Here is a 26,226-nt window from a genome sequence, read left to right on the forward strand (position 1 = left end):
TATTGAAAAATACATACCACATATGTCTGCTGATGGGATTAAACAGGTTGTATATATAACTCTAAACATTCAAACCATTCTGAGCATAAGAATGCATCAGATTATATAAAGAACTAAATTTAATTGGGGGAAATAACCCGAAAGGGGGAAATGTAATTAAGAGGAAATATTTAATTATAGCAAGTATAATAGCTGTTCTAACTGGTATAGCATATATATTATTTCCAGAGAAATATCTTTTTGTAAAAAGTACAAATTTGAAAGATGATAGTTTGGCTGGAGTTTGCTTAATGGAACAAGTTGATATACAGGCTTTAGAAGAGAAATTTGGAAAATTGACAAATGATAATATTAATAAAAATGGATTAAGAGGTTTAGAATTTGATAATTATCCGTATTATGCATATTTCCAAATAGATAAAGATAATGAAGTTGCTTGGATATCAGTTGGATATCCTAATAAGTCAGATGATACAAAATTTGTAACAAGTAGAGGCATAGGCTCAGAGTCTAAATTTTCAGATGTATTAAAGGCTTATGGTGATAATTATGCAAAAAAAACTTATTCAGATTTTATGGGGAGCGGTGATGGATATGATGTCACATATATTGATAAGGAGCAAAAGACTTCAATTGAATTTGAGTTTAATGAAAGTGATCCTTATTCAAATAAAAAGGAAGAATTTCTTCACTATATTACTCTAAAAAAACTTATGAATTAATGGGATAAGAAATACGTTTCAATGGAAAAAGGAACAATGAGGTGATATATGAGTGCTATATGATAACATGTATATAAAGGAAATACGTCTCAAGAAAGAAATTCATAAAGATGACAGCTATATTAAAGAGTTACCTGTAGTTAATAACTTAACCAGCTTAGACATATCAAGAAATGTAACATTTTTTGTTGGTGAAAATGGTAGCGGAAAATCAACATTATTAGAAGCTATTGCTGTTAATAGTGGATTTAATGCAGAAGGAGGAACTAAAAACTTTTGTTTTTCATCAAGAGAAACACATTCAGATTTATATAAATATATTACTGTAGTTAAAGGTGTGCAGAGGCCTCGCGATGGTTTCTTTCTAAGGGCAGAAAGTTTTTATAATGTAGCTACAGAAATAGAAAAACTCGATTTGGAAAGCTTTGGGGGAGTTCCTGTTATAAAGAGTTATGGAGGTACATCATTACATAAGATGTCACATGGTGAAAGTTTCATTACACTAATGACCAATCGTTTTAGTGGAAATGGAGTATATATTTTGGATGAACCAGAAGCTGCATTATCACCTATAAAACAAATGGCTATGCTTACTATTATTAATGAACTAGTAAAGAAAAAATCACAGTTTATTATTGCAACTCATTCACCAATATTAATGGCATACCCAGGTGCAGATATATTTGTTATTGATGATGATGGAATTACGAAAACTCCTTATAAAAAGACTGATAACTATATGATAACAAGAAAGTTCTTAGAAAATCCTGAAAAGATGATGGGTTATTTATTTGAATAGATTATTATAGTAAAACTAAATGGCGTATTAGTAATATAAATTAGGGGGATAGGAAAGAGATGGATAAACAATATTTTATAAAAACTGCAGAGAATTTTGTTGAGAATTCACAAGATAACTATATAACAAAAGAATTAGCTATTTCAGAAAATGTTGTAGGAATGAAAATTTTTGATGCTCCAATTTTGGCATTTGGTTCTGTGGATGACGAGTACTTTACATTATTGAAACAAACGTCAGCAATTGGAAAACACTTCATGCTTCCAAAAGAATGGTTACCACAATCAAAGACTGTTATATCATTTTTCTTACCATTTAGCGAAGCAGTTAAAAAAGGAAATAGAAGGAATATGTCATGGCCTTCTGAAGAATGGCTTCATGGACGTATTGAAGGTCAGAGTTTGTTAAATAAGTTGTGTATGCATTTAAAGTCTGAATTGATTAATGCAGGATATAACAGTGTCGTACCTACTTTAGATGAAAGATTCTGGTCAAATGCTAATCATCCAAATCATGAAGAAAAATTTACAAGCAACTGGTCTGAAAGACATGCTGCATTTATATGTGGACTTGGAACATTCGGGCTTTCTAAAGGATTTATAACAAAGAAGGGCATATCTGGAAGAATTGGCAGCATCATCACAGAATTATACTTATCACCTGATAAGAGAGAATACGAAAATATATATGGGTACTGTTCAATTTGTGGTAAATGCGTAAAAAATTGTCCAGCTAATGCAATATCCATAGAAAATGGGAAGAATCATATTATATGCTCTGAATTTTTGGACAAAACAATGGAAAAACATAAGCCTAGATATGGCTGTGGAAAGTGTCAGATAGATGTACCTTGTGAATCTAGAATACCTAAACAGCATAATGTAAAATGAATATTATATTTATATTAGTTTTTGGCAGGAGTAACATTATAATCAACTTGCATTGATTTTAAAATTACGAATGGACATAAATTATAGAAGGGGAACTTGAAAATGAGTATTATAGAAAGGGTTAATGAACACAAAAAAGTCGTATATTTAATGAGTACTTTTTTCCTTACGTGGATATTTTGGATTCTTTCATTTACATCGAACAGTTTGAGTTTAAATGCAATTTTTCGTACAGTTGGTTCATTAATGCCAAGTCTTATGGCTGTAATTTTTACTAATTATTTTTATGGAAGAATAGCGTTAAGAAAATTCTTAAAAAAGTTAACTATCTGGAAGGTCAATCCGCTTTTTTATGTTTTTATACTTTTTTATTCAATATCATCATTTTATGTACCATCCTTTATTTGTCTTATAGCAGGGGCAGACTATAAAATACATATCAAAAATCAAATATTTAGTTTTAATCTCGATAATCCATTATCATTAGTAGCATGTTTATTAGTTATCTTAATTTTGGGAGGACCGCTTGGTGAGGAGCTTGGATGGAGAGGTTTTGTATTGCCAATACTTCAAGAAAAGTATAGTCAACTGCTATCAGGTGTAATAGTTGGAGTTATTTGGACTTGCTGGCATATACCAATGTTTTTATTTCATATTGAAGGATATGATAATTTTATAGTATATCTTCTACAAACTATTTCTTTAAGCATTATATACACTTGGATTTATAATCATGTAAAGGGAAGTTTGCTAATTCCAGTTTTATACCATTGCATTGATGATTTTATTCCATCTATATGTTTTCCTGAATTTTTAAATTACTTTAATATGTATTCAGTTATTTACTGGGCAATACAATTAATAGTTTTACTATGTATTATCTTTAATATGACTCGAAAAACATCAAGTAAACTTCAGAATTTTGATTTAAGTCAGTAATTAGAACACTATAATATAAAACCAAGTAAGTGTATTGTTTAGTGTTGAGTAACACTATTAAATTTTGCAAGGCAAGTATAGTTTATAAAATGAGAGGAAATAAGATTATGGAATATATAAATGTTAATGGCAAAGATTATAGATTCATTATTGGAGCTGGTGATGATGGTGCATATAGAACGAGTTTTAATGCTTTAACCGAGAAAACATTTGGATTTAATTTTGAAAAATGGTATCAAGACGGATACTGGAAGAACCAATACATACCATATTCGCTCATGGATGGAGATGTGGTTATTTCCAATGTATCAGTTAATATAATGAATTTTGAGGTTTTTGGAAAGGTTAGACGATATATTCAGTTAGGAACGGTTATGACTGATGTTGGTTATAGAAACCAGGGACTGCTTCGGGCGATCATGGAAAAAGTCATTATGGACTGGAAGGATAAAGGAGATTTACTTTATTTATTTGCCAATAACTCTGTTCTTGATTTCTATCCTAAATTTGGTTTTGCTAAATTAAATCAATACCAGTACACAAAATTAATAAGTAAAAAGGGTAAAGGAAAATTGGCGGAAAAATTGAATATGTCTGATGAACGTGATAGATCCTTAGTCTATGATAAAGCAAATGTTATATCTTCATTTTCTAAAATTTCTATGCGTAGTAATGCAGAATTAATTATGTTTTATTGTAATTTGTTTATGAGTGATAGTGTTTATTACATAGAAGATCATGACGCTGTTGTAATTGCAAATTTTATTGATGATACAATAGAATTATTAGATGTTTTTTGTGAAGAAAATGTTTCCATAGATGAAATACTTAATTATTTAGCTAATGAAAATATAAAAAGAGTAAAACTTTATTTTACGCCCAAAGAAACAGATTCGTATATAAAAACGCCATTAGAAGGAGAAGATACCTTATTTGCCCTTGGAAAAGACACAATATTACTTAAAGACAATCAGTTTATGTTTCCAGAGCTATCTCATGCTTAATATATAAAGGATGAGTGTAATATACAAGTGATTAAATTTAATAAAATAGAAAATACATCTATAAGCATTTTAAAAATTATCTTAATATTGGACAAGTGCATTTTTCTAAGACCTTTTACAAATTTAGTAATATGAAAAAAATAATATAAGATATAGAACAATAAGAATGAAGATTATCGTACGGGGAGTGATTTTATGAAGAAATGCATTGTAGTAATGGAATAGTCAAAAGCAACTTAATATAAAGGAGAGAACTAAAAATGACTATTCCAAATGCAAATAAAATATATCCAAGAAGTAATGATTACCAAACCATATATCTTAAAAATGTAATTACAAGGTCTAATATAAAAGTTGGAGATTATACAATATATAATGATTTTTATAATGATCCAACAGAGTTTGAAAAGAATAATGTACTATATCAGTATCCTATAAACAATGATAAATTAATAATTGGAAAGTTTTGTTCAATTGCATGTAAAGCAAAGTTTCTTATGACTAGTGGAAATCACACAATGAAATCACTGTCTACTTACACATTTCCAATATTTTATGAGGAATGGGGTTTAGATGTCAGCCTTATAACAAATGCTTGGGATAATAAAGGCGATATTGTAATTGGAAATGATGTATGGATAGGTTATGACGCTATAATTATGTCAGGTGTGAAAATAGGTGATGGTGCAATTATTGGTACTAGAGCAATAGTTACTAATGATGTTCCGCCTTATACTATTGTTGGAGGCATACCTGCAAAAGTTATAAAGAAAAGATTTAGAGATGACATAATTTTAAAGTTGCTGAAAATTAAGTGGTGGGATTGGCCATGCGAAAAGATCAAAGCAAATATTAGGTACATTCAGTCAGGGGATATTGATAAATTAATGTAACATGTTGTGGCTAAATTTTCTTAAAAGACGTATCAACGGTTGATATGTCTTTTTTTACGCAATAAATTATATAAATATAACAGTTCAAACAAAAAATTGAGAATTACTGTGAGAATACTTATTGCTTATTTATATATATGATAAGGGCATAGATATTGTAGTTCGAGATGCACAACTGTTCTACATAACGAATTAATAAAAAAGTAAATAAACAATTTTAAAATCGTATTATTCAAGAATTTGAATTTGCGTTTTTGATGGGAAATTTGTAAATAGAGAGTAATGTAGAGGGGATATATAATGCAAAGAAAACTTGGCAAAAATATTGACAATAAAACTTGGCATGATATAATAAAAGTACCAAGTATACTTGTCAAAAAATGAAAGGTGGAATATATATGAATAGAGATGAAATTTTAGCAAGAAGCAAAAAAGAAAACGTATTAAATGATGAACGTGAGCGATACATTCAAAAAACAGCAAATCAGAATTCTTATTTTGCAGTGATTATTATATTTGCTATTTTCTCAATAATTCTTTTTGTACAAAAACTTATAACAGGTGGAGCTTTTGCAGATTACAGAGTGTTTTCGTTAGCTTTGTTGATCGCAATGATTGGGCAAAGCGGAACAGTTTATTATTATAATAAAGATAAGAAAGTGTATTTAGTATGTACTATTTTAGAAATTATTGGGGCAATTACTGGTATAGCTTCAATTGTTGGAAGTGGCATGGGGTGGTTTTAGTTGTCAGCATTTAAAAAGGAACAGATGGAAGAACTGGTATTGCATAATAATTTAAAGAAAGTCAGAACAGAACAAAAATTATCTCAATCTCAATTGGCAGAAATGGTCGGTGTATCAAGAAATACAATTAGCTCTATTGAGACAGGGCAATTTAATCCTACTGCAAAATTAGCGCTTGTTCTTTGCGTCGCGTTAGATAAAAAATTTGAAGAATTATTTTATTTTGATTGATGAAGTTTAATTTAGAAGATTTGATTATAGATGTTATTATATATGAAAATTAAATAGTAAATTAGGATATCGCACTACTCAAATTAAGAATGAATAGGCGATATTTTTTTAAAGTATTGACCCTAACACTGCGTCATAGTGTAATATAAAAATAGAGATTAGATATATTACTTAAACTTTTTGCCGGCAGATTACTAAATAATATTTAAGGCTCTAAAATTAAATTCTGAGGTGTAGCAATGAGAACAGTAAAACAAGTTTCAGATTTGACAGGAATAAGTGTACGCGCACTGCATTATTATGATGAACTAGGCTTATTGAAGCCTAGTGAAATAACAGAAACAGGTTACAGACTTTATGATGATGAAGCTCTTAAAACTTTACAGCAGATTTTGTTTTTTAAAGAGCTTGATATACCTTTGAAGAAAATTAAAGATATAATGTTAAGTCCATACTTTAATAAAATGCAGGCACTAGAAAACCAAAAAAAGCTGCTTATTTTAAAGCGAAAAAGATTGAATGGTTTAATAGAACTTATAAATAAAACATTAAAAGGAGAAGGAACTATGGATTTTAGAGAATTTGATATGAGTGAATACTACAATGTGTTGGAAGAATTTAAAACAGAGCATGAAGATAAAGTGATTAAAACATATGGAAGCATAGATAAATATAATGAATTTATTGAAAAATGTAAGTTGAAGGAAGATGAGATTGCTAAGGCTGCTATAAAGCAATATGGAAGTGTTAAAAGGTATGCTAAAGCTGTAAAAAATAATCTTAATAATAGTGCCACATCATCTTTAGCAGAGCAATATGATGAATTTAAAAAAGATTGTATAGAAGATAGGCATCCAAAATTGAAAGAATTATTTAAAAAGCTTACATGTGATTTAAGTAAAGATACTTCTTCAAAGGAGATTCAAGAAATTGCTGAAGAAATAGTAAGTACAGCTAAAAAAGATTATGAAGTTTTTAATGGTGAGAGGGGAGACGATTGCTGGTTCTATATGGTACAAATATATTTAGTATTACCTGAATGGGCAGAATTAGTTGACAAGAAATATGGAAATGGAGCATCTAAATTTATCGGAGAAACTCTAAAAAAGTGTTCGAGTACTAAGCTGCCCAAATTAGAAGAACTATACAAAAAGCTTGCATCAGATCTAAGTAGGGATCCACATTCAAAAAAAGCTCAAGAAATTACTAATGATATAGCAAATGAAATAAAAAAACAGAATGAAGTATTTAAAGTAGATGTAGGAGAAAATTATTTAGGGTATGTTGCAGATCTTTATTTATTAAATGATACTTGTATAAAAGGTGTTGATGAGAAATATGGGAAAGGAGCTTCTAAATTTATTGGAAAGGCTTTGAAATATTATTCCGAAAATAATAAGTCGTGGATTTAAAATACTATTACTTGTCACTGATATTATGGAAATGCAATAAATAAGGTATAGTTATAGCTATGTATATAATTTTACTAAACAGTTATTATAGTGTATTAATAACTGTTTTTTATAATTGAACAGCATGGTATTTACAAAATATGTTACAATCAAGTGGTAGTAAATGGTGATTTGGATAAAAGATTATATAAAAAATCCGCAGAAAATATCAAGTATGTTACCTTATCTTAGCTTATAATTCTTTTGAAAGATGAGGTGTTTATTATGAAAAAGACAAAGACATACTTAAAGAATTTTGTGGGAACAAGTTATGAGGTTGGAACACAGATTGGCAATTGGATTTTATCGGAACCTGACTTATTGAAAAAGATAATTTTACCACCTAATGCCTATCCAAAAAGCAAATTAAAAGAAATATTAACTCTACTTGATCGATATTGCAGTGGTGTAAATGAGGAAATCGAAGGATTCGTAGATACAGTTGGAATTTCCAAAGAACAAGCAATTTTTTATGCAATGACATATTTAGAACGTGGATGTAGTTTAATGTCTGCAGTACCAAACAAGATTGAAAATGGACACACTTTGATGGCACGTAACTACGATTTTAATGATGAGATGGAAGAGATGTGTTTTGCGTACACAGCTATTAGAGGGAAATATCGTTACATTGGTTCTACACTTAATTTATTCGGACGATGCGATGGGATGAATGAATATGGATTGGCAGCTTGTAAAGCTAGTAATGGATTGCCTGTTGGTAACTTTCAGGGAGGACAGAAAGCAGGAGTAACTGGTTTTTCTTTTTGGGTTGTTATTCGAAGTATTTTGGAAAATTGCAAAAATGTTGAGGAAGCTATTGCATGGGCAATGGATGCACCTGTTGGGTATAATATAAATTTGATGCTCGCTGATAATAGTAATAAAATTGCCTTGTTACAGTGTATAGATGGTCATAAATCATATCGTATTTTGGATAATAAATCTAAACAGAAATTTCTTATTTCCACAAATCATACAGTTTTAACAGAAATAAAGCCATATGAAAAGATGCTGATTGAAAACTCGGTGATTCGTTATAAAGCAATAGAAAAAATGTTTTGTGAAAAAGAAAAAATATCAGAGAAAGATTTAAAAGATATCTTATCTACGTCTTATCCAAAAGGATTGTGTTGTCACTATTATCCTGAATTTTTTGGAACTTTACGCTCTATGGTATTTAATACAACCGAGAAAAAAATAGAAATTACATTTGGTTCGCCACAAGCAAATGAATGGAAAACTTTTATGGTAGAAAAGCTACAAGAGCAAGAAATTATTGTGAATCTTCCTTGTGAAAAAGCGGGAAAAGATTTTTATAATATTATGCCTTAAATTAAGGAGGAAACTGTATTGAAAGACAAGCAAATTATTGGTAGAGCAATTATATTTATTGAAACGAACTTGTATGAGCCATTGACTGTAGAATCAGTTGCGAGTGCAGTTTCCTATTCTTATTATCATTTCCACCGTTATTTTCAAGTAGTGATGGGTGAAACTATTGGCAGCTATATTAGAAGCCGAAGATTGACTCAAGCGGCATATAATCTTGTACATAGCAAGAAAAGGATTTTAGATATAGCAATTTCACTGTATTTTGAGTCTGCTGAAAGTTTTACAAGAGCCTTTAAGAAGAGATATGGAATTACGCCGATGGAATATAGAAAAAATGGTATTGATGTGTTGATTGGAAATCATAATCCAATGCAAATTGATAAAATCACTGAATCCAATTATGCAAATCTTCAACCAGAAATAGTAACATTTCAACCTAAATGTGTTGTTGGATTTAGATATTACATGAGTATTGAGAAAAATAACCGTATTGAAATGTGGGAAAAGTTGAACGCTCAATTGGAGAAGCAAAATTATATTTCAATGAATAATAATAGATATAGTATTTATGAAACAAGTGGTACATGCCTGCAAAATACATTTAATAAAAATAGTGAAACCACTTTATTTATAGGGATTGAAACATCGGGTGACAATAATATTCCAGAAGGAATGGAATTAAAAGAAATTAGTGGTGGAAAGTATGCTAAATTCATACACAAAGGCACAGTGAAAAACTTGATTTCTACATATTATTATATTTGGGGTGTCTGGTTTCCTAATAGTAGTTTTCAACTAGATGACAGAGATGATTTAGAATGCTATACAGAGAAATTTTTAGGAGCTGAAGATGAAGAATCACAGATTGAAATTTATTTCCCCATACAATAGCAGATATACAACAAAAATTCACTAAATCTCAATTTATAAGGCGGCCATAAATCTTATCTTTTCTAATTAACTAGAATAGACTTTGAAAATTAAATAATACGATTTTTATATTTCATAGAGTAACTATTTAACAATAGTTAATAAACTATGAATTTTATAAGTTGTGCCATAAGTCACTATGTATTATGCTATAATTTACTATAATGGTATTAAATTGCTATTAATATGGTAAATATGATTATGGTGAGGGGAAAATAATGAACTGTTATAAAGAGAAAAGTGTTTTAGGTGAATGGAAATTTAATGATGGGAAAGGAAACCTTAATATTGAAAAGACAGGTGAAACATATAAATGCACTTGGCGGAGAGATGAAGAAAATTCTAGCTATGAGTATTCCGGAATTGGAATTTTGGTCGATGACAAGCTACTTGTATCAAGGTATTTAAAGCAAGTTCCAATGGCTGGAATCGGTATGTATAAACAAATAGGAGATTTACGCTCAAATTCAGCTCTTTGGGCTTCAACACAGAACTTTGATACATTGGGTTCTGGGATTGCATTAAGGAATGAAACAAGCGAAAGTTTTGAAGGTAATTATAAGGTTAGGTACTTTATAAAAGAATATGAATCTCCTGTTTTTGATCTGAAAATTATAAAGAAAGAGAAAAGTGATGATTTATATGACTTAAGTTGGTCTGTAAACAATGAAGTTCAATTACATGGAATTGGTATGAAACATGATAGACATATGTTTTTAGCATATGGTGGAATAAATTTTGAGTATGAAATAGTTATTTTAAAGATTGGTAATCAAGATACATTAAGTGGCAAATGTGCTTCTATAAGAAATAGTAGCGTTAGTGAAGAAATATATATTAGATAGTATGCTAAAATCGCCTTATTAAGGAGGTTAAATTTACATACTTCTTTATGCACAATATGTAGAATTGACATAGTAAATTATAGAAATATTCTTTGAAAATTGAATAATATGATATTTACAATTTATGTTGTAATTAATTGATAACAGTAAATAATTGTGCAACATATATTATACTTATATGGTTGACGAATGAAAAAATCATTAAAATTTAATGTATTAAATTATGGAGGTTTAAAATGAATTCAATAATAGATTATAGAAGTGATGCAGTAACATTAGCTACATTTGAGATGCGGCAGGCAATGGCAAATGCTGAAGTGGGCGATGATTTTGCTGGTGAAGACCCAACAGTAAATCGACTGGAAAAAATGAGTGCCAGTTTATTTAATAAGGAAGCTGCTATGTTCGTAATTTCAGGAACAATGGCAAACCAGATAGCAATTATGGCTACCGTTCATTTAGGAGATGAAGTTTTAGTAGGTGAGGAATCACATATATATAACCTGGAGAATGGAGGGCTTGCTGCACTGTCGGGTGTGCAGGCAAGGCCGCTTAAAAGTTATGACGGTATGTTTGACTTAAATGATATAAAGCGTGCTGTAGAATTTCGCGGAATTCAATCATCTTCTGTAAAAGTGTTGTGTCTTGAGAATACATATGATTTGAACAGAGGAATACCTCTTACAGAAATGTATATATCCAGTGTTAGCGATACTGCACATAAATATGATATGATGGTCTATCTGGATGGTGCGCGTATATTTAATGCTGCTGCCGCACTTAATGAGAAACCTTCGGTATTGTGTAAAGGTGTTGATGTTATGCAGTTCTCACTTTGTAAGGGGTTATCCGCTCCGGTTGGATGTATGCTTTTGGGGAGCAAGAAGTTTATTGAACGTGCCAAAGTTATAAGGCATAGAATAGGAGGCGCTATGGCACAAGCAGGCCATATGGCCGCTGCAGGAATTGTTGCACTTGAAACTATGGTTGATAGGATTCAAGACGATCATTTAAACGCCAAGCGATTAGCAGTTGAGCTTACCAAATTCAATGAGAGTTTAGTTGATGTTGAAAAGACTTTAACTAATATTGTTCAAATTAATCTTAATTGTGTTGGTAAAGATGCTTTCTATTTGGATAATGCTTTACAAGAATATGGTGTAAAAGTTAAAGTTGTTGACTCAACCACCTGTAGGTTAGTAACTCATTATGGTATTAACGTTAATGATATCGACCATACAATTTATGCAATAAAGAGTATATTGAGTTAAAATATAGCTAATTCATCACTGCATAATTCCTTCATGATCTTCTCATATCATGAATAAATGGAATTAGACAACAATTGTAAAATCGCATTATTCAAGAAAATTGAATTTGCGATTTTTTTTATGCATCATACTAAAATTTTACGTAGTAAATTACAGTGATATTTTTTGAAAATTAAGTAATACTACCTTTACAAAATATATTACAATTAGTGAATGATTGTGGATTTGAGCAAGATTTTTAGTCAAGAGTGAATTTTCACTTATAATATGAATAAAGAAAGGTGTGATTACTATAGATAACTTTTTTAAGCTAATGCTAGATTGTATAAGTAAATTAAGTCTATTTATAGGAAACTTATTAATGAGTATAATTGTTTTTTTTCTATATGTCTTTTTTGCATGATTTAAGTCAATTATCTGCAAGGGTTTCACTATGGCATAGTACTATTTTATGGATGCGTACACTAGCGATTATTAGTTTAATTGGAACTATATTAGGTTTTATCACAAAACGCAATCACATGAAAAAGATTTGTACGTGTACAATTTTGGGATATTTATTATCGATTCTATCTACAAATGCCTATTACCATAAAAGAATCTACTTTAACTTTCCAATACAAATGCTGGTAGGATTTATTTGTATAATTCCATTTATTATTTCTTTTCATTATATTTTAGATAGAAAAGACAATTCAAAATAATGAAAACATTTTTCTGTTATTTATTACAGGAATGCTTGGCTTTGGACCAGTAATGTTAAAATAATAGCAGGGAATATTAAAAGCATAATTCTAGTTTAAAATGAATAGTGTCCTGACAATGGTAAGCAACTAAGACAAGCTAACCGCATAATTAATAATAGTATTTTATTGGAGAGTGATAATACATGAAAAGTGATAAAATGTTTCGAATAATATATTCTCTAACTATATTCGTGTTATTTTTTTTAACTTTTTATATAGGATTTGAAATTATCAAATTGAAACACAATATAATTAGCTATATTATACTAACAATTATAAGTGGCTGTTTACTACAGCTATGTGTAAAAATATTTAGTAGAAGAAATAAATGATACATTTCTTGAATTTTGGACAAACAAAAATAAATTTACAGTATATGTTATAATAGGAATATGGAGAAAGAATAACTTGATTTCATTATTTATATTATAAGGGGAATGATCTTTATGAATAGCTTGTTTTTAGGGTTTGTGGCTTGCTTTGTAGCATATTTTATAACGGACTTTTTTTGCCAAAAATTAGGGATAGAAAGATTAATAAATAGTAAAAGACATATGAGAATTAGCTTATTTCTAATTGCTGCAGTATTTAATATTATTGGCACATTAATTATTGAGAACTTTTCTTCAAGAGAATATCACTTTTTGCTTAAATCTTTTTTGGCTGGAGCAACTTTCTACTTTATTGTTTTTATATTGCCATTTAATAATAAAAAGATTAAATAACAATATATCTACAATTTATATTATATTTCATTCAGAACATTAGCTTATTAATAAGAGAGCAAAACAGTATATATTTTTATAGCATATTAGATCACATTGTAAAAAGTATTAACTTTTAAATATATATATTAACTTGTGATATTAGGAGGCAATTAGAATTGATAAAAACTAAACAACAAGCAGCTGATTTAGTGCTAGTAGTATTAACAGTTATAGTTGGCATTATTTCGTATATTTTAAACTTAGGTTGGATAAGAGTAATTTTTATTATTCCATTTTTAGCATATAACACTATAATATTGATTTCAGGTATAATTTATGTTTTAACGAGTCGCAAAGAAGGAGCAGTTAAACAAAGGAAAGCATTTTATCTTGGTTTATTAACATATATTCTTTTTAATGTATTTCTTTTTGATGGTGGTGATATTGGACCCGCGTATTGCTTTTTTGGATTAATAAAGATATATGGAAGTGGCTCTTTCTTTTATTACATATCTATGATTAGCCTTATTATAAGCTTGATATGTATTATATTAAATATTAAAGCAATTATGAGTAAAAAAGCTGAAGTTTAATCCATAGACTTTTGAACAGAGAACATCTATTTTAAATATACAATTATTAAAAAGTAAATGAGTTTTATAATTTTTGTTATTATGAAGTTCTAAATTTTAACGAGATAATGGTAAATATTTATCATATAAAATCAAATTGATATTCAAATAAATTAAATAATATTATATATGTTATAATCATTATGAAATAAATAGTAATTTCTAGAGGTGAAGAAATGGGAGAACATTTTAAATCATTATCAGCAGTGATTCCAATTATCTTACAAAAGGAAGACGGCAATGTGCAAATTTTACTGCATAGAAGGAAAAATACCGGTTATAAAGATGGAGAATGGGATTTAGCAGGTAGTGGACATGTTGATGAAAATGAAACAGCTAAAATGGCTGTTATAAGGGAATGTGCAGAGGAATTGGGAATTGAAGTAAAAATAGAAGGATTATCTTTTGCTCATTTATCCCATCGTGTTAACGATACTGGAGGAAGAACATATTATGACATTTATTTTGAAGTTAATAAGTATGATGGCATTCCTAAGATAATGGAACAAGATAAATGTTCTGAATTAAAATGGTTTAACATAAATAATCTTCCAGATGATATTATGGATATTAGAAAAGTAGTTCTTGATAACTATAAGGATAATATCCAATATAGTGAAATAATTAAAGCGTAGTTTTATGCAATATATAAGCATAGAATTATTTCAGAAGTGATGTGCTCCTTTTAATGTCAACAGATAAAAAATAGAAATCTGTTGACATTAAAGGGAGTATTTTTGTGCCTAAAATACTAATAAATATTAGAAGAGTAGATATTATAATTAAATAAATAATGGCAAAAGATGATATAATTTGAAAATATAATAATAAAATTGTTACAAATTATGCTATAATTTATTTATAATAGAAAATGAGTTTAAATTTACAGGAGAATGCAAGATGAGAGCTTTTTTATGAATATAGTAAGTCTAGGCGTTACGATATAGAATGAAAACAATTACCTATAAAACTTTTTCATATACTTACTATGAATTCTATTGACTAACAGAACTACAGTACTTGTTGTATTTAATGACAATAAATTATAATGATCTGTATTAAAATCTAAGAGTAATCAATAAAATTGCATATATAAGTTAGATTCAGATTGACTGGTTAAGTAGTACAATCTGTTGATTTTAGCATCTATGAAGATTGTAAATATATAATTTATAACAATTTATAGTAATTTTTAAATTTAATAATTAATATAATCAAGAGTAATAATTTTTAAATTTAAAAGTATTATGGTGGAAAGATATCTGAATTTAAGTGAATTTAATACTCAATAGACTTTTTAAAATTAAGGCAAATTATAGTTAATTTATAGTATATAAACTAACTATATCAAAAATAAATTATAAAAAAGAGAGGAAAAGAGATGAAGTTAAAGAAAATTATTTTATCAAGTTTAATATTATTATTACTAATGACAATTGGGGTGTATGCAGCAGGTAAGCATATAGTAGATGATGCCAAAGTTTTAAAACAAGATACTATTAATACTGTTGAAGAAAACTTAGCCAAGATAGAAAAGAATACAGATGTAATAGTTAAATTTGATATAGTCAAAACATTGAATGGAAAAAGTATTGATGATTACTCTAAAGAATATGCAAAGAGCAATATAAGTGGAGAGCAGTACATTTTATTTGTAACATCAATAGGTGATAAGAAAAATAAAATTTTAGTTGGAGATAAGGCAAATGACATTTTGTCTCAATCAGATATATCTAATATTGTAGCATTACCAAATTCAGACTTTAAAGCTAACAATTTTGATAGTGGAATTATGAAAGTTGGAAAGGCACTCGATGAAAAAGTTACAACTAAGGCAGTTAATACTGGCAAAGCTGAAGTGGTAAAGGATGGTTATTCAAAAACTGTATCGCATAAAACAAATTATTTTGGGATATTTATTATTATAATAGCTATCATAGTAATTGCAATAATATTATTTAAAGTTATAAAAAATAAAATGAATAGAGATTATGAAGAAAGAAAAAGGAAATTCGCTGAGGAAAATAACTTAGAATCATATTTAGATTCTGATGATAACTCATTTCATTCAGGTAATATAAGTAAAAGTGAAACAAAGCAAAATTATTCGAGTCATGGAAATGACTCGGATTATAGAAACAATAATGAGTCTTCTTCTAATTTTAATAACAATAATTCAGCTTTTAATAATAACTCAACAAGGACATCAGATAATGGATCAAACAATTATGATACATATCCTTCAGGCGGTCCTGTAAATAGTACTACTATAATAAATAACAATAATAGTAATAATGATTTTCTAGAAGGTATGATCGTAGGTGAAATGGTATCTGAATCTTCACGTAATCATCATGAACATTATAATGAGCATTATCATGAAGAACATGGATATAGGGATGATAACGAACATTATAGGGAAACTTCATCATATACTTCTAATAGCTTGGATAACAACAGTTCTAAGGAGTCTAATTCATCATCAGATTCAAGTAGCGATTCAGTATATTTATCTGGGAATTGGGATTCAGATAATAGTACAAGCAGTTGGGACTCAGATAGTGATTCAAGTTCGGATTCAGATGGTTCATCATCTAGTTGGGGATCAGATGACGATTCAAGTTCAAGATTAGAAGAATCATCATCTAGTTGGGATTCAGATAGCGACTCAAGTTCAGATGACTCATCATCTAGCTCAGATTCTGGATCTAGTGATTGGTAAAATAAGATGGACAAAACCAATTTATTATTAAGTAAATTTAAAGTGAAAGTAACTAATGGAATTACATCATAGTAAGAATTTATATTTATCTTATTGTTCAAAGAGAATTCGCAGTATATTTTATAGCTGAAATAACGCATAATTATAGAAAATTTAGCATTAAAGTAAATTAAAAAGGCACTGCAGAAGTGCCTTTTAAGAAAAAGTCAAAAGAATATGATTATATATTATAAATTTATAATCATATTTAAGAGGGGCTATAGGAATTTCAGTGGAGTTAGCGGGTATTCGAATAAGTTGTTGTATTTTTCTATCAGCATCGACAACTATTAATAGCCCTTCAACATAAGGCTCATGATTCTGGACTTTATAGCTAACATTTTCTCTTAAATTCAAATCTTTCATGGCATAAAAGCCCTGGGAATACGTTTTTAACTGAGCGGTAATTGTTATTGTATTAAAGGTAAATAATAGGAGTAAAAAGATAGAAAGAGTATATATGAATTTTTTCATTTGATAAGCCTTCTTTCATAATTTTAAGGTATATACTATATAACTAAAATTATTATGTGAGGATGTAATAAAAATATTCATTAAAAGTTATGCTCTAAAAGTGAGAAGCCAAGTTTTATATTTAGGTTCTTAAGTTTAGAGCATTTTATATTGCGATGGAGGAATTTTACACATAAGCTTTTGAGTTTATTAAATAGTCTATTTACAGTAGAGAGGGAATGTCGTAGATGCAAGCTATTTGATAAAAAATGTGCATGGTGTATTTACTACGCACTTTCCACATACTTCACTACCTATACTGTTTGGTTCATCACCAGATTCATCGGTGTAAGAACTTCCAAACTCTGTATATAATTCTGCATTTTTCATTAGTACCACATAGCATTTGTGTCTATCATATCCATCTAAAGTTAATGCACCTGATGGACAATGTTTTACACATACACCACAGCTTCCATTCTTTTTATACAAGCAAAGCTCTTCTTTTAAAGGCGAATCTGCTTTTACATCTAGATTTGTTACAATGGTGTTATACCTTCCACAGCATCCAACCTTAGATATAAGCATATTATTGATACCAAAGGTTCCAAGACCAGCAGCTCTTGCAAAATGACGATGAGACCAATTGCTTTTTAATATCTTCTGGTCAAATGTAGAAGCTTCTGGCGAAATATCTGCATGATATCCAAGTCTCCGCAGTTCTGATATCATATATTCATTAAGCTTAACAAACATTGCATTAGTTTCTTCATAAGCTAATGCCCATTCGGGAGAGGAAACATCACCAGGAGTTCCATTGGTTCTAGCCAATTCTTTAGTGAATGGGACAAAGTATGCTATGACAATTGATGCATCGGAAAGTACATCTGTTGGTAATTTATGAGTTGGTGTAATAAGCTCCTTAAAATTTAAAATGTAAGGATCATTAGCATCAGCAAAACCTACTAAAGGATCACCCCATTTTGTTGAAATATTATCTTGCTTCTCATATTCTTTAACAAAGTTTTTTATCAATTTAGTAATTTTTTCTTTCATACTAAAGCATATCCTCTCTTTATATGAATTATTTCTTTTAACATTTATAATTTTAGGTAAGTTCATACAATAAGTACGACTATTATTTTGGATATCTATATTATATCGCTTCTGTTAGATAAATCTTTGCTAAAATACAGTTGTTTTTTAGTCTATTTTTTGATGTTTCTTCTAAACTCAGCAGGTGATATTTTTTCTGAGTTTTTAAATACCTTGGTAAATGATGAATTGTGTTCATAGCCAACCATTTGAGAAATTTGCAAAACTGTTAAGTTTGTATTTAAAAGGAGTTCTTTTGCTCTTTTTACTCTTAAGTTTTGTATGTATTCAGTAGGAGAAACGCTCATATTATTTTTAAACCATTCACTATAATAACTGACGTTGTAATGCTCTATATCTGCTAGCTTTTTTAAATCAATATCTTCGGTAAAATTATCATTAATATATTTAATGGAATTAGGTGAATTTCCAGTAGTAATAAAATTATAAAAGTAGAGGAATAAGTTATTTATAGAGCTAGATGTTTTGTGAACATCAGCTTCATTTAACAATAAATATCTTATTGCCTTCCATTTTTCATCAAACAAAATATCCTGTCCACCACACATTTTTTCCATGTCATATTTGTTGAGCATTTTATCAGGTATATCTAATACTAGGAATTCATTAGTATTATCAGCATTAAAAGTATGTTTGCAATCTGGAGGAAGAAAGAATAATGAATCATCTTTTAAATCTAATTTCTTATAATCAGTTTCTATAGAAAGGGCACCTTTAAGTGGCAAGATAAGTTGTCCATATTCATGAGCATGAGTATTACTTTTAAAATTATATATTCTACGCTCACATTTTATATTATCCAAGAGTATTACTCCTTTCTTTTTTTATAATTTACGATTGATATATTAAATTTATTATAGCATAGATATGGAGGTGCTATGCTAGATACCATACCTCCAATAAGCTATTATGATAATAGTCAGTCATATAATTTGTGATTTATGTTATTTAACAACACTTTATTTGGTTAAAGATTGTAGAACTGCTGAGCTTGGCGGACATGTATATGAATCTTCTTAAATCATTCCATCGAACTTATGTTAATTGATTTGTATTGAGAAGGAGATACTCCTACATATTTTTTGAAGCATTTGCTAAAGTAAAAAATATCATTAAAACCAACTAAAGATGAAACATCAGATACTGTATGACCATCTTTTAGTAAATCTTTTGATTTACGAATTCGTATATCAATTAGATATGAAATGGGAGATTTCCCTGTGACATTTTTAAAAATATTTTCTAAATAGGATGGGCTTATATTAATAGCCAATGATAGATCATTCAATGTTAACTTATCAGTAAAATGATCTGTCATATATGAAATCACTTTTTCAACTTTACGTATATTATCGTAATTAAAATCATTTTCGAAGTTTTTTTGTAAAAGTAGAGATAAAATTTCTGAAAATATAGCTCTACCCTTAATAACTCGATTATGTTTTTCGAATAACCAAGTTCTTGTGAACTTAGAAAATAAGTCTAACAGATGAGAAAATAAGAATTTATCTTCAATCTTATTTATGCTGGAAAAAGGTAATTCTGCATTACGTAGTTCCCAACTATCACCATTGAAATAAGGCAATGTATATAGGAAATCTATAGTATAACACTTCATTAAGTTATCTGGAAAAGTATATCCCTTACGAGAATCGCCTGGTCTGTAATATACAAGACTTCCTTTAGTAACTTTAAATTCACTGTTGTTACATGTTAACACAGCTTCACCATCATAAACGAAAATAATGTTATGTTTATCGTAGATAGGGGAACCTTTGAATTGCCAATTAGGAGTACATTCACGATTGGCTACATATGTAATTTGTGTAAAAATATTTTCGAAATCTTCGATATTGAACAAGTTAATAAGAATCGCTCCTTTCTAAATTTCATTTTGTTATTTATGTAGATAGTAATCTGAACTATTGACATATATATGACTGGCATTCGATGAAGCATTGAATAATTGAGCACGTATAATTTCTCTATAAAATATAGTAATATAGTACAAATATAAGCACATTGTACATGTTTTATGTAATCGAATTAATATACAATATACCTGAAGATAAAGAACCTAATAACAGAGTCTGGATAGCTGTTTCTATTATAATTGTTCATTCTATATTATTGCAATAGTTCTAGTGAATATTTCATTATATTAAATGGAATTATACAAATCAGACATGTATGTAAATTAGAAATTAATGTCTGAATTTGTTGATTTAAAAAAAGGATGAACTGGAAGAAGCTATCTTAAAAAAGGAGGAAAGTCTTATGAAAACAGTTATGATTAACAAACCAAATGATTTGCAAATAATAGAAATGGATAAGCCTGCAATAACTGAGCATGATAATGTATTGATAAAAATGAAAGCAGCTGGAATTTGTGGCTCTGATGTGCATATCTATCATGGACAAAATGCAGCGGCTACCTATCCAAGAGTTATTGGTCATGAAATGGTAGGAGAAGTAGTAGAGGTTGGGAGTAATGTTACTAAGATTAAAGTTGGAGATAGAGTAATTGTTGATCAAGTAGTAAATTGTGGTGAGTGTTATGCATGTAGAAAAGGAAGAGGAAATGTTTGCGCTAACCTAAATGTAAGAGGGGTACATATTCACGGTGGATATCGTGAGTATATTGCAGTACCAGAATCAGATGTATATGTACTACCGGATAATTTATCATATGAAGATGCGGTAATGATTGAACCTGCTACTATTGCAGTACAAAGTTGTTCAAGAGCAGAACTTTCTAAAGAAGATACTTTACTTATTCTTGGATGTGGTGCTCTAGGCAGCAGCATATTAAAAATTGCAAGATTAAGTGGAGCTACTATTATAGCAGTAGATGTAGTAGATGAAAAAATAGAAGAAGCGAAGAAAAATGGTGCCACATATGGAATTAATCTTTTAAAAGAAGATGTTATAGCAAGAGCTAGAGAATTAACTGGAGGATACGGTCCAACAGTTTCTATAGATGCAGCTTGCACAAAAGATTCTCTTGCTACACTTTTAGAGTTAACAGGAAATGCAGGTAGAGTAATTACAATGGGATTCTCTGTAGAACCAACAGCTGTTACACAATTCAAAATTACTGCAAAAGAATTGGATGTAAGGGGCTCTAGGTTACAAAATAAAAAATTCCAGGAGGTTCTTAACTTAGTTGCAGAAGGAAAGTTAGATTTAACAAATAGCATTTCTCATAAATTTAATTTTTTAGATGCACAAAAGGCATTTGATTTCGTAGATAGTAGGGATCCTAGTATTAGAAAAATTGTACTGACTTTTGATAATTAAACAAAATTTATAGAATAATAATATTGTAAATTAAGGAAAAACAAAAGTTCATAAAAAACTTATCTAATGTTAGAAAACTTATCTAATGTTAGAAAACTTATCTAATGTTAGAAAACTTACACAAGCTATAAAATTGTCAAAGAAAAATATTATCTATGTAAATGTTTAAATAATGCAAGAATTTACACAAAAAAATGAAATGGAGGATTTGTTTATGACAAGAGTATCTTTTGAAACAATGAAAAATGAAATTAAGCGTGTATTATTATCAGTTGGAATGGAAGAGAAAAAAGCTGATATTTGTGCACAAATTCACACAGAAAGCAGTGCAGATGGAGTTTATTCACATGGGTTAAATCGTGTTAGCAGATTTGTTGATTATGCAAAAAAGGGATGGGTTGATGTTAATGCGGAGCCTACTTTGGTGAATAAATTTTCTTCAGTAGAAAACTATGATGGAAATATGGGGCCAGGAATACTTAATGCTAAGTTTGCAATGAATCGTGCCATGGAAATAGCTTCGAGTCAGGGGATTGGACTTGTTACTCTAAAAAATACAACTCACTGGATGAGAGGCGGAACATATGGATGGGATGCAGCTAATAAAGGTTATATAGGTATTTTGTGGACAAACACAGAATCTTGTATGCCTGCATGGGGATCTAAAAGTACTTGTGTAGGAAATAATCCTTTTATTATGGCAGTTCCAAGAGAAAAGGGAAATATAGTTCTAGATATGGCTATGTCTCAATATTCTTATGGAAAATTACAAGTTACACGATTAAAAAACGAATTGCTTCCTTTCCCTGGAGGATTTGACAAAGAAGGTAATTTAACTTCAGAACCAGGACCAATTGAAGAAAGTATGAGAATACTACCTATGGGTTACTGGAAAGGTTCAGGATTTTCAATATTATTAGATGTAATATCAGCTGTAATATCAGGTGGGTTAGCTACTGCTGAGATAGATAAAGTTCAAAAAGGAAGTTGTGGAAGTTGCAATCAAGTATTTATTGCGATAGATCCATATAAAATACTAGGAAAAGATCAGGTTGAACAATTACTTGACAATACTGTAGAATATATTAAAGGGGCTCAACCAACAAAAGATGGAGGAGAAATATATTATCCTGGAGAAAATTCAAAGAATAAAAGAGAAGATCAAATGAAAAATGGAATTGTTGTAGATGATGGCGTTTGGAATGAATTGTTAAGTTTATAGATGAAGGAGTGATTATAAAATGATATTTGGAGATTTGAATCATTTAGAAATTGAAAAAAAAATATATCCAGCAGCAATAGTTAAAGCACTTGAATTTTTAAAAAATACAGATTTTAATGCATTAGAAAATGGAACATATGAAATTCAAGGAAACGAAATTTTTGCAAAGATATTTGAAACAGAAACTGCGGTTTTGGATGAAAGAAGGCCAGAAACGCATGGTAAATTTATAGATATACAATATTCTCTTGATGGCAAGGAGATTGTCGGGTTTGCTAGAAAGACAGGGGAGCAAAAAATTAATGAAAATCTTTTGGAGAATGATGATAATATCTTCTATGAAAATGATATAAAAGATGAAATTTATTTAAAAATGAATCCTGGTACTTTTGCTATATTTTTTCCTTATGATGTCCATAGACCTGCATGTAATTTGGAAAAAAATGAAAAGATAAGAAAAGTAGTAGTAAAAGTATCGGTAAACTGTATGTAGCACTAATGATATAAATGATGCCTGAAATTATAAAAATAAAAGAGATCATATAGGATTAAAATCTGTTAATTGAGGATTAAACGGTAGAATAAAGTCAAAAAGATTTATGAAAAAAAGTGGACAAATTCTATCTTCCTAATAAGTTACTATATTAAAGATTAAGGAGGATAGAATGTCTACACAAAAATATGTATGAACATTTCTTATTTACAGATGAGAGAAATAGAATACCAACTTTAAGAATATTTCTCTGTCTACAATATTTTTCTCACCACCTACTAATCTTTTTTATCATAAAATATTAAATTTCTTTTTTCTGTATTGAGAGGGAGTACACCCTAGTGTTTTATGAAATATTTCCGTAAAATAGCTTGAGCCTGTAAATCCACATTGAAGCGCTATTTCAGTAACTGAAAGGGAAGAAATCTTTAGGAGTTCAATACTCTTTTCTAGACGATATTCTGTTAAATAGGAAACAGGAGTCTTATTCAAAATAATCTTAAAAATATCACAACAGCTACTACGACATACATTTCCAGCAGCGGCAATCTCATTTAAAGTGATTCTCTTTTGATAATTTTTCTGTATATATCCCGTCATATTATGCATAGCTTCAAGTTTCTTATCATCAGCTGTTTCTTGAATTGAAATGCTATCTTTTATATTGTTATGAAGGCTGAAACATATTGTATTAAAAAGGCTCATGACATGTAATTCAAATCCATCCTTTTCTTCATTACATAACTCATAAACATTTTTCAAAAGTTCAATCAAGTTTCTTTGCCAAGTGATTTCGGGATGCAATATAAAAAATGGATTGGATGTGTCTTCACATACTGGCAGTATATAAGTTTCCTTAATTCTTGTAATGCTAGAAATAAGGGATGGGGGAAACAAAATACATATAAAATTACAATCAGAACCATCAGTAGAATATCCATAATGCATCTGCTCAGAATTTATAAAAATTGCCTGCCCTTCTTGCAATTCATAGCTTTTTCCATTTACGGAATACGACATTTTACCCTTTAAAAGCAATGTGAATTCCCAATCGGTATGCCAATGGTTAGCAGCAGCCATAGCTGGATAATCTGAAAGCAAGGACTTTTTCGCACGAACAGGAAAATCTGCGAAGTTATAAGATACAACTTCTGAGTTATCATTTAATAGTGTCATCTTTAACATAGCTTCCCCTCCAAACGATATGAATATTAATTAATATACTATTGTTATAAAAATATAATTTATTCTTATATTTTTAGTAGTCATCATGGAATATTATTATAATATGAACAATGAAAGAAAGCAATTAAAGAAGAAAGTGATTTTCATGGAAAAACTAAACCTAGTATATCTATAGGGGGAACTGATTGTGAGAGGAATGAAGAGAATATTATATCAGAATTAAAATCTTTTCTGTAGTCATATTAATTTTAAAAGGTGGAAAAAGAGGGATGAAAGCCAAAAGACTAAACTTAGATAAAGTAAATATAGTATTTATTGGGCTTGTTATAATAAATATATGTGCATCCTACCTTGTTGGCAGCACAGGAATTTATGCGGCTACAGCGTTTCGTGAATATGGCAGGATAGATTTGTTTAATGCTATGTTTGTAATAGAACCACTAGCAAGAAGTATATCATTACTTATTTCTGGTAGAGCAGGAGAATATTTTGGACGCAAACAATTGTATATATGGAGTGTAGGTGCGTTTGCTTTAAGCGTTGGAATGAGCGCAGCAGCATCAAGTGGAACTATATTTCTTATTGCGAGAGGAGCTTCAGGTTTCTTTTGGGGACTATTTTTTGCAAATGTATTTACTATGATAAACGATATAGTATCGGAAGAAGAGTATCCAGTTAGAATTGGAATTATGCAGACAGTTTATTCTTTGACGCTCATTTTGGGCCCAGTACTTTGTGGAATATTTACAGAGAGATGGAGTTGGAGAATATCCCTTGCTGTACTATTTCCTTTATTTATAATTGGAATGATATTTGTGGGATTTTTTATGCCAAGAAGTAAAACAAAAAATAGAAGTAGCATAAAGAAATATGATAAAGGAGAAAATCTTTATATAAATAGAAGCAATAAAAAAGAATTATTTATTGTAAAATTACTAAAACAAAAGGGATATTTAACAATTATTTTAATTACTTTTATAGCTACATGCATTTCATGTAGTGGTAATTATATACCACTTTATGCACAGACAGTATTAGGAGCAAACACTACCATTAGTGCTGTTGTTCTTGCTCCTTGCAATATTTTTGTTATGATATTATCGAGTGCCTCTGGCATATATATTTCAAAAAAAGGTTGTACAAAGACAATTTTTATATTGATGTCGGGCGCTATTTTGATAGGAACACTTATTTATGTATTAACATTGTTTACATCAAGTTACTTTGTGATTATATTATCTACTGCAATTATTGGTATTGGAGTTGGAATACATCAAGTTGTTCCATTTGCATTTGCACAGAGGCATTTAGATGATAAACTAATTGCAGAAGGAATATCATTTATTAGCTTTGTGCAAGGCAGTGCTGGAGTTATTGCAGGAATGATATATTCAGCAACAATGAGAAATGGAATAGCATTTTCATTGGCATTTACAGTTGTTTATAGTGTTTCATTAATATTAATTGCTGTATTTAAATACAAAGTACCTCAACGTGAAGAATAAAAAAATATTCATAAAGTTTTGCTGATGTTAGATATTAATAAAATAATTAT

General features: G+C 29.3%; 26 protein-coding genes. 21 read left to right on the forward strand and 5 right to left on the reverse strand.

The features are described 5' to 3' along the window. The first annotated feature begins 290 nt into the window (after positions 1–290). The 17 genes from L3B96_RS15005 to L3B96_RS15085 all read left to right on the forward strand — a co-directional run bounded on the left by L3B96_RS15005 (position 291) and on the right by L3B96_RS15085 (position 16,863). Entirely contained in the window at positions 291–722 is a 432-nt protein-coding gene (locus tag L3B96_RS15005) for a hypothetical protein (protein WP_238947957.1), read from the forward strand. 52 nt (positions 723–774) lie between these two features. Continuing rightward, the gene (locus L3B96_RS15010) at positions 775–1,521 is read left to right on the forward strand and encodes an AAA family ATPase (RefSeq protein WP_238947958.1); all 747 of its coding nucleotides are present in this window, start codon (positions 775–777) and stop codon (positions 1,519–1,521) included. A 59-nt stretch (positions 1,522–1,580) separates the two neighbouring features. Beyond that, positions 1,581–2,411 carry an epoxyqueuosine reductase gene (locus tag L3B96_RS15015; protein ID WP_238947959.1) on the forward strand — a complete coding sequence of 277 codons (831 nt, stop codon included), beginning with the start codon at positions 1,581–1,583 and terminating at the stop codon, positions 2,409–2,411. A gap of 102 nt (positions 2,412–2,513) precedes the next feature. Further along, positions 2,514–3,350: a type II CAAX endopeptidase family protein gene (locus L3B96_RS15020; protein ID WP_238947960.1), complete on the forward strand. Its 837-nt coding sequence runs from the start codon at positions 2,514–2,516 to the stop codon at positions 3,348–3,350. An 89-nt stretch (positions 3,351–3,439) separates the two neighbouring features. After that, positions 3,440–4,354 carry a GNAT family N-acetyltransferase gene (locus L3B96_RS15025; RefSeq protein WP_238947961.1) on the forward strand — a complete coding sequence of 305 codons (915 nt, stop codon included), beginning with the start codon at positions 3,440–3,442 and terminating at the stop codon, positions 4,352–4,354. Between the two features lie 260 nt (positions 4,355–4,614). Beyond that, positions 4,615–5,247 carry a CatB-related O-acetyltransferase gene (locus L3B96_RS15030; protein ID WP_238947962.1) on the forward strand — a complete coding sequence of 211 codons (633 nt, stop codon included), beginning with the start codon at positions 4,615–4,617 and terminating at the stop codon, positions 5,245–5,247. Positions 5,248–5,645: 398 nt separating this feature from the next. Then, positions 5,646–5,993 (forward strand): DUF6442 family protein, encoded by a 348-nt coding sequence (locus L3B96_RS15035; protein ID WP_238947963.1) that lies wholly within the window; start codon positions 5,646–5,648, stop codon positions 5,991–5,993. 24 nt (positions 5,994–6,017) lie between these two features. Continuing rightward, positions 6,018–6,224 (forward strand): helix-turn-helix transcriptional regulator, encoded by a 207-nt coding sequence (locus tag L3B96_RS15040; protein WP_026884957.1) that lies wholly within the window; start codon positions 6,018–6,020, stop codon positions 6,222–6,224. 239 nt (positions 6,225–6,463) lie between these two features. Then, the gene (locus L3B96_RS15045) at positions 6,464–7,636 is read left to right on the forward strand and encodes a MerR family transcriptional regulator (RefSeq protein WP_238947964.1); all 1,173 of its coding nucleotides are present in this window, start codon (positions 6,464–6,466) and stop codon (positions 7,634–7,636) included. A gap of 264 nt (positions 7,637–7,900) precedes the next feature. Beyond that, complete coding sequence (locus L3B96_RS15050) at positions 7,901–9,010, forward strand: C45 family peptidase (RefSeq protein WP_238947965.1); 1,110 nt, start codon at positions 7,901–7,903, stop codon at positions 9,008–9,010. A gap of 18 nt (positions 9,011–9,028) precedes the next feature. After that, positions 9,029–9,901: an AraC family transcriptional regulator gene (locus L3B96_RS15055; protein ID WP_238947966.1), complete on the forward strand. Its 873-nt coding sequence runs from the start codon at positions 9,029–9,031 to the stop codon at positions 9,899–9,901. Between the two features lie 257 nt (positions 9,902–10,158). Next, positions 10,159–10,785, forward strand: a complete 627-nt coding sequence (locus tag L3B96_RS15060; RefSeq protein ID WP_238947967.1) for a hypothetical protein — start codon at positions 10,159–10,161, stop codon at positions 10,783–10,785. Between the two features lie 236 nt (positions 10,786–11,021). Beyond that, complete coding sequence (locus tag L3B96_RS15065) at positions 11,022–12,056, forward strand: GntG family PLP-dependent aldolase (RefSeq protein ID WP_238947968.1); 1,035 nt, start codon at positions 11,022–11,024, stop codon at positions 12,054–12,056. A 1,192-nt stretch (positions 12,057–13,248) separates the two neighbouring features. After that, a complete protein-coding gene (locus L3B96_RS15070; protein WP_065416036.1) occupies positions 13,249–13,527 on the forward strand; it encodes a hypothetical protein in 279 nt (92 codons plus the stop codon). Between the two features lie 158 nt (positions 13,528–13,685). Further along, the gene (locus tag L3B96_RS15075; protein WP_238947969.1) at positions 13,686–14,102 is read left to right on the forward strand and encodes a hypothetical protein; all 417 of its coding nucleotides are present in this window, start codon (positions 13,686–13,688) and stop codon (positions 14,100–14,102) included. A gap of 215 nt (positions 14,103–14,317) precedes the next feature. Then, positions 14,318–14,776, forward strand: coding sequence for an NUDIX domain-containing protein (locus tag L3B96_RS15080; protein WP_238900521.1), 459 nt, complete (start codon positions 14,318–14,320; stop codon positions 14,774–14,776). 746 nt (positions 14,777–15,522) lie between these two features. After that, a complete protein-coding gene (locus tag L3B96_RS15085) occupies positions 15,523–16,863 on the forward strand; it encodes a TPM domain-containing protein (protein ID WP_238947970.1) in 1,341 nt (446 codons plus the stop codon). A gap of 195 nt (positions 16,864–17,058) precedes the next feature. Here L3B96_RS15085 and L3B96_RS15090 read toward each other — a convergent pair whose 3' ends face one another. The 4 genes from L3B96_RS15090 to L3B96_RS15105 all read right to left on the reverse strand — a co-directional run bounded on the left by L3B96_RS15090 (position 17,059) and on the right by L3B96_RS15105 (position 20,332). Beyond that, the gene (locus L3B96_RS15090) at positions 17,059–17,376 is read right to left on the reverse strand and encodes a hypothetical protein (RefSeq protein WP_238947971.1); all 318 of its coding nucleotides are present in this window, start codon (positions 17,374–17,376) and stop codon (positions 17,059–17,061) included. Between the two features lie 234 nt (positions 17,377–17,610). Beyond that, the gene (locus L3B96_RS15095) at positions 17,611–18,411 is read right to left on the reverse strand and encodes an epoxyqueuosine reductase (protein WP_238947972.1); all 801 of its coding nucleotides are present in this window, start codon (positions 18,409–18,411) and stop codon (positions 17,611–17,613) included. A 152-nt stretch (positions 18,412–18,563) separates the two neighbouring features. Further along, on the reverse strand, positions 18,564–19,274 hold the full coding sequence (locus L3B96_RS15100) for an AraC family transcriptional regulator (RefSeq protein WP_171786214.1): 711 nt from the start codon (positions 19,272–19,274) through the stop codon (positions 18,564–18,566). 218 nt (positions 19,275–19,492) lie between these two features. Next, positions 19,493–20,332, reverse strand: coding sequence for an AraC family transcriptional regulator (locus tag L3B96_RS15105; protein ID WP_238900514.1), 840 nt, complete (start codon positions 20,330–20,332; stop codon positions 19,493–19,495). A 416-nt stretch (positions 20,333–20,748) separates the two neighbouring features. On the opposite strand from L3B96_RS15105, the gene L3B96_RS15110 reads away from it, so the two are divergent. The 3 genes from L3B96_RS15110 to L3B96_RS15120 all read left to right on the forward strand — a co-directional run bounded on the left by L3B96_RS15110 (position 20,749) and on the right by L3B96_RS15120 (position 23,486). After that, complete coding sequence (locus L3B96_RS15110; RefSeq protein ID WP_238947973.1) at positions 20,749–21,771, forward strand: zinc-binding alcohol dehydrogenase family protein; 1,023 nt, start codon at positions 20,749–20,751, stop codon at positions 21,769–21,771. A gap of 214 nt (positions 21,772–21,985) precedes the next feature. After that, positions 21,986–22,993 carry a 3-dehydro-L-gulonate 2-dehydrogenase gene (gene yiaK, locus L3B96_RS15115; RefSeq protein ID WP_343073097.1) on the forward strand — a complete coding sequence of 336 codons (1,008 nt, stop codon included), beginning with the start codon at positions 21,986–21,988 and terminating at the stop codon, positions 22,991–22,993. A 19-nt stretch (positions 22,994–23,012) separates the two neighbouring features. Next, the gene (locus tag L3B96_RS15120; protein ID WP_238947974.1) at positions 23,013–23,486 is read left to right on the forward strand and encodes a YhcH/YjgK/YiaL family protein; all 474 of its coding nucleotides are present in this window, start codon (positions 23,013–23,015) and stop codon (positions 23,484–23,486) included. Positions 23,487–23,777: 291 nt separating this feature from the next. On the opposite strand, the gene L3B96_RS15125 is transcribed toward L3B96_RS15120, so the two are convergent. After that, positions 23,778–24,671 (reverse strand): helix-turn-helix domain-containing protein, encoded by an 894-nt coding sequence (locus L3B96_RS15125; protein ID WP_238947975.1) that lies wholly within the window; start codon positions 24,669–24,671, stop codon positions 23,778–23,780. 269 nt (positions 24,672–24,940) lie between these two features. Between L3B96_RS15125 and L3B96_RS15130 the strand changes: the two genes are divergently transcribed. After that, positions 24,941–26,176, forward strand: coding sequence for an MFS transporter (locus tag L3B96_RS15130; RefSeq protein ID WP_238947976.1), 1,236 nt, complete (start codon positions 24,941–24,943; stop codon positions 26,174–26,176). The last annotated feature ends 50 nt before the right edge of the window (positions 26,177–26,226 follow it).

This window comes from Clostridium sp. YIM B02569, assembly GCF_022320765.1.
GTDB lineage: Bacteria > Bacillota > Clostridia > Clostridiales > Clostridiaceae > Clostridium > Clostridium beijerinckii.